This window comes from Terriglobus sp. YAF25 (assembly GCF_052113305.1).
GTDB lineage: Bacteria > Acidobacteriota > Terriglobia > Terriglobales > Acidobacteriaceae > Terriglobus.
The window spans coordinates 1-5,512 of the sequence record NZ_JBFRCY010000262.1 but is presented as its reverse complement, the minus strand read 5'-3'; the positions used below and the strand labels follow the sequence as shown (position 1 = coordinate 5,512).

At 58.8% G+C, this 5,512-nt stretch carries 4 protein-coding genes; 2 read left to right on the top strand and 2 right to left on the bottom strand.

From position 1 onward, the window contains the following. Nucleotides 1-711 (top strand): hypothetical protein (locus AB4043_RS12560; RefSeq protein WP_442307186.1); only part of this gene is annotated, 711 nt, incomplete at its 5' end. Nucleotides 712-732: 21 nt separating this feature from the next. Then, nucleotides 733-2,307 (top strand): hypothetical protein, encoded by a 1,575-nt coding sequence (locus AB4043_RS12555; protein WP_442307185.1) that lies wholly within the window; start codon nucleotides 733-735, stop codon nucleotides 2,305-2,307. A gap of 272 nt (nucleotides 2,308-2,579) precedes the next feature. Here AB4043_RS12555 and AB4043_RS12550 read toward each other — a convergent pair whose 3' ends face one another. Then, complete coding sequence (locus tag AB4043_RS12550; RefSeq protein WP_442302148.1) at nucleotides 2,580-4,598, bottom strand: LVIVD repeat-containing protein; 2,019 nt, start codon at nucleotides 4,596-4,598, stop codon at nucleotides 2,580-2,582. Beyond that, nucleotides 4,595-5,311, bottom strand: coding sequence for a DUF305 domain-containing protein (locus AB4043_RS12545; protein ID WP_442302147.1), 717 nt, complete (start codon nucleotides 5,309-5,311; stop codon nucleotides 4,595-4,597). Before AB4043_RS12545 ends, AB4043_RS12550 begins: the two co-directional genes overlap by 4 nt. Nucleotides 5,312-5,512 lie beyond the last annotated feature (201 nt).

Below are 5,512 nucleotides of genomic sequence, written 5' to 3'. Positions count from 1 at the left end.
GCGCATATCCARCAAGTGCGTCAGAACGCCACACTGGCAGCAACATTCCTAGGCAAAGCCGCGGCCGTTGAAAAGCTGCTGCGAGAGACATGGTGGAACAAGACCGACCAGTGTTTCTATGCGCGGCTCAACAAGGATCATCAGCTCGAAGGCCGCAGTGGACGTGGCTCCGGCGCAACCCAGACCCTGGACTGGAATGCAGAGGGAACCTCCGACACAGCGGGCTTCCCACGCGCTGACGACACGAATGCTGTCGTCTCCCGCCTGCTCGATCTGAGTCATGCCCGCCTGGAGTATCCCGAGATCTCGTTCGCCAGGGTCGGCGATATAGTCAGCGACATCATCGGAGTCAACCTGCAGTTCACTTCGCCGCTACTCTCTTCCGTAGAAGGCAACTGGGTGGAAGTGACGGTGAAGACACTCTCTGGCCTGGGAAGCACCATTGACTGGGCCGAGATACGCAACCTTCCCATCCGCGCCTGCGAGGTCAGCATCCGCCATGATGGCAACAGCCGCACTACCTTTACGAACCAACGTGGCCCTGCCCTGATCTGGCGAGCCTTCTTCGATGGACAACACCAATCGCTACTGGTAAATGGGCAGCCGGTTAAGGCTGCCGTTGAGGCCGATGATCGTGGGCGCTCCCTCTCTTCGGTTCGTGTCACCGTCGGGGCTGGAGGAACGGTAAGCGTAGAAACAGGCAAAGGCTGACGGAAACGAGGAACAGGGCCCTTGATCTCACTGCGGTATACACAATTTTCCCGGCGCCTGGGCATCGCTGCCCTGGCTCTGACTGCTTCGACGAATGCGGCGCCGCCATCCGCGCCACACAGTCAGTGGGTCTATCCGGATACCTCCGGAAAACTGATCTATCGAACGCTTGAATCCGGCGACCGAATCCTCGACTTCTCCTATGCCGGCTATGGTGGCGGCGGCGTTGCCATTCCCTCGTTACCCGTGAAGGCGACCGTTGCTCCTTCTGGAGAGGACGACACTCCTGCGATTCAAGCAGCAATCGACACCGTATCGAAGCTGYCTCTGGCGCATGGTGTACGCGGAGCGGTGGTTCTCGCAAAGGGACACTTCCATTGCCAGGCTACATTGAACATTCAGGCCGACGGGGTGGTCTTTCGCGGAAGCGGAATGGACGAAGGCGGTACCGTGATTGAGATGACTGGCGATCCTCATCTTGCGATCTCCGTTGCGGGACAAAATAGCATCAAGGCTGACGGCCCTTCCACGACCATCTCTGATGCCTATGTGCCATCCGGCTCCGCCTCACTGAGCGTTCGTGACGCCACGCTCTTCCATGTCGGTGACAGGGTGCAGATTACACGCCCGGTTACACCCGAATGGCTGCACCAGATGGGCATGGACACGCTGGTCCGCAACGGCAAAAAGCAGACATGGATCGCCGGCGACCTCAAGACAGAACGCACCATCGCCGCAATCAGCGGCAAGAAGCTCACCTTCGATGTTCCTCTGGCCGACTCCTATGACGTGCACTATCTTGGCCCCAATGGGGCAAGCATCACCAGGGTGGAACACACCGGGCAGATCTCACAGGTCGGCGTGGAAAACCTGCGGCTGGTCGCTCCTGCACGCAGCGTGACGCTCAACGACAAGCACTTCAACGGCCTGCAGATGAACAACGTGGTCGACGGCTGGGTCCGTAATCTGCGCATCTTCGATACGACTGAGGCGGTTGGCATCGGCAAGGATGCACGCCGGATCACCGTGCAACAGGTAGACGTCACGCAGAGCAAGCCAATCGTCGGCAATGCAAAACCTGCGGACTTCTCTGCCAATGGAACGCAGGTCCTCTTCGATCGATGCAGTGCCACTGGCGACAGCGTCTTCTACATCGCCGTCGGTCCTGGCATGCAAGGCCCGAATGTTGTGCTGCACTGCGTCTTTCACGGAAACGGGCACATCCAGCCGCACCAACGCTGGTCTACCGGAATATTGATCGACAGCTGCCAGGTCCCGGAAGGCGGCATCGACCTGATGAACCGCGGCGCAATGGGCTCCGGACATGGCTGGACGATGGGCTGGGGTGTGCTTTGGAATAACGTTGCCAAGTCCTACCTTGTCCAGATGCCTCCGGGCGCAGCGAACTGGGCCATCGGCAATCGTGGCGAACAGATTCTCGGTAAGCTGCCAACCTTCGATCCCGGCCCTGAACTTCCCATGCTGCCGCAGGGAATCATCGATTCCCAGGAAACACCTGTAGCACCTGAAAGCCTCTATCTCGAACAACTGAAACAACGCCTGGGAGCACAGGCTCTACACAACATCGGCTATTAGGTCGAGATTGTGGTGATCCAGCCCACCCTAGCGTTGCGAGGGTGGGCACCCGGGCAAAGGAGAGGAAAACAGATTTCCCCGCTACGATCCAAAGAAGAATGCAATGTAGCAGGCACAGAATGCCCCCTGGCGCTTCCCCCGCCGGGTGCCCCACCCTCACGGAGTTAGGGTGGGCGAGGGATACCGATAGTTCCTGATAAGCCACAAAGACGCCCAATAAACACAAAGGGCGAGCCTTGCGGCTCGCCCTTTCGCTTGTATCTCCGAATCAACTACATTCCCGCTTTGTCTGTAGCAGACCCGCCACCCGCAAGGATCTTTGCCAATCCATGCAAACGGTCCGCATCTGCCGATGTCTTCGCAGCCGCCGCAGCCTTCTCCGCTGCCTTGGCATCAGCTGCCAGCTTCTTCGCATTCTTCGCGTCGATGTCGGCGGCGATCGCCTTGATCCTTTCAGCAGGCAGGCTGGTTCCGCGTGCAAGCTGATCGAGGTAGGCCTTCGCCGTGACAAACGTCATCGGATAGTCGATATGGGGCTGGTCCTGCACATTCAATTCAGGCAGATTGATCTGCGCTGCTGCATCGATTTCATTCTGCGTCAGGTATTTGGTTGGAAGCAGCTTTAGAACATCGGTGCCGCGAGCGATCTCAGATCCGTAGATATAGCCGTTGTAGTAGTAGGTTGACCACTGGCCACCCATCGCCGGACGACTGTCATCGACCGGACCGCGATCGAAGTAGCCGATCTCGAAGGGGTGCGTGGGATCGGTGTAGTCCACAATCGAGATACCGCCCTGATACCAGGACTGAACCTCGATGTTGCGTCCAGGCACCGGAATCATAGAGCCGTTGTGCGCGACGCAGTTCTCCTTATCGGTCTGCGCAGCAGGCATCTTGTAGTACGAAGCAAGCTTCAGCTTCTTGTCCGGAGTGATGGTGAAGATAGCATCGGCGCCCCACGCCATGGGGTCAGTAGCGCGGCAGCGTGGCTGTCCGCCACCGCCCCACTCATCGGTAAAGAGCACCGTCTTACCGTCGTTCGAGAAGTTAGCCGAGTGCCAGAAGGCATAGTTCGGATCAGTGACGGCATCGATGCGCTTGGGATTGGCAGGATCCTTGATGTCAATCAGGATGCCGTTGCCCGAGCAGGCGCCGCCCGCGAGACCAAGCCACGAGTAAACGGTGATGTCATGGCAGCCGCGCGTCGCAGAGGTTGTCTGCGTGCCATCGCCATGGTTGCCGCCGTGCCATAGGGCATCGAGCTTACCGCTCTGCGGGTCAGAGAAGATGCGAGGGCTGTTGATGACCTTGGCCAGCTCAGGATGCGCCAGCGGAACCTTGATGACGACGATGGTGAAGACCGCTGTAGTCGGATCCTTATCGGGATCACCGCCGGAGCAGCCGGAGAGCTCTTCCGAAGGACGAACGCCGGCCGAACCGGAGACATAGACGTAGACATTGTCCTTGTCCTTCGGATCGACAACCAGCGTATGCGTATGCGATCCACGGCAGGTCTGTACGTCGACGATCTGCTTCGGGCTGCGGATGTCAGAGATGTCGAAGATACGAACGCCCTTCACACGATCAGCACTCGGGGGCGGCTGACGCATGCGGAAGGTACGCATCGCGGCGGCATCCTTCTCCGCATCCCCCGTAGGTGCAGGCGGGGTAGGCTCAGGGCCTGCAGTGGCGAAGCCCTGCGTTCCGCAGTCCATGCGGCCGTTCGCCGCCTCCACTGACATGAACATCAGATGTCCATAAACCGATACATCACCCTGGCCACCGGGGCAGACGATCGACGTCACCAGCTTCAGGTGCGCCGGATCGGCAATGTCATAGATGTTGATGCCGTTGTAGTTGCCGTTGAACAGGTACTTCGAATTGAAGGCGAGGTCAGAGTTCGTYCCTCCGTAGTTCGCACGCGGACCTGTAGGACGAGCAGCGCCAGGCTGGCGTGGCGCATCAGGATCAACGGGAGGCGGAGGCGGCGTCGCATCGATAGCCTTGATGGAGTCAAGATCCGGAGCAAAGCCCGCAGGCTTTGGCGTTGAGTTCAGCAGTTGCAGACCACTGGCTGCCTGGCCCGCATCGTAGAGCCCGCCCTTGAGGCCGATACGCGGATCATCGGTAGCCCGCTGATTGACGAAGACGCTGGGCGGCTTCGGCGGCGTTTTGGTGGGAGTAGCTGACGACGCGGTGGTGGTTTGGGCAACAGCCAGACCGGTTGCGTACAACGCAACCGTCAGTGCCAAAGTCTTGGGCATAACGCGCAGGGAATTCTTCCAGCTCATTCTCTCTCCTTCAACATGTGACGCATGATGTCGATCTCGGCCTGTTGGGTGTTGTCGACATCATTGGCGAAGTCAAACAACTGCGGGTCCTGGCCGGCTCCCGGATTTGCAAACAGCTCTTTCACCATCTGCAGGGCGCCCGTGTGGTGCTGGATCATCCCCGTCAGAAACAGATGGTCGAACTTAGCTCCACTGGCCTTGCGCAGCTCGTCCATCTGCGCCGGCGTCAGCATACCGGGCATAGCCGGCATGCTCATCGCCATCATCTTCATGTGCTCTTCCTTCTCTTTGGCATCCATGCCCGACATATCCATGCCGTCCATCGAATCCATCGTGGTGGGAAGGCCACGCTCCGTAAGCCACTGTTTCATCCAACGCATCTCATCGGTCTGCGAGACATCGATCTTGTTGCCCAGCTCCCGGATCGCCGGATCCTTGGTACGGCTCTTGAGCAGTTCAGTCATCTCGACCGCCTGGTTGTGATGCATGATCATGCCCTGCATGAACTCCACATCCGGCTTGGAGGGCGGCTTCGGCGCCTCGCTGGCAGTTGCAGTAGCCGTGGACAGGGTTTTGTTCGCAGAACCCGGAGCTCCCGGCTGAACGATCGCCGGCGGGGAATCGGGGGCGGATACAGATTGCTGCGACAAGGCCGCCGTTGCGCATAATGCAAACGCAACTGCAATGCCGGATTGGCGCGATACATATGCCACAGAAGACAACATTCCTCCAATACCGTGGAAGACCACGACAACGCTTTGACCTGAGAACTTCCTGGAAAATGCCGCAAACCTGAGCAGGCGAGGATATAAAGCCTGCCAGGGAGATGGGACGTACAACAGCAAAAGCGGACAAAAGACTTTGTCGCAGCCCTTATGGACAGTGTGTGGCCAACTATAAATGGACCCATGCCC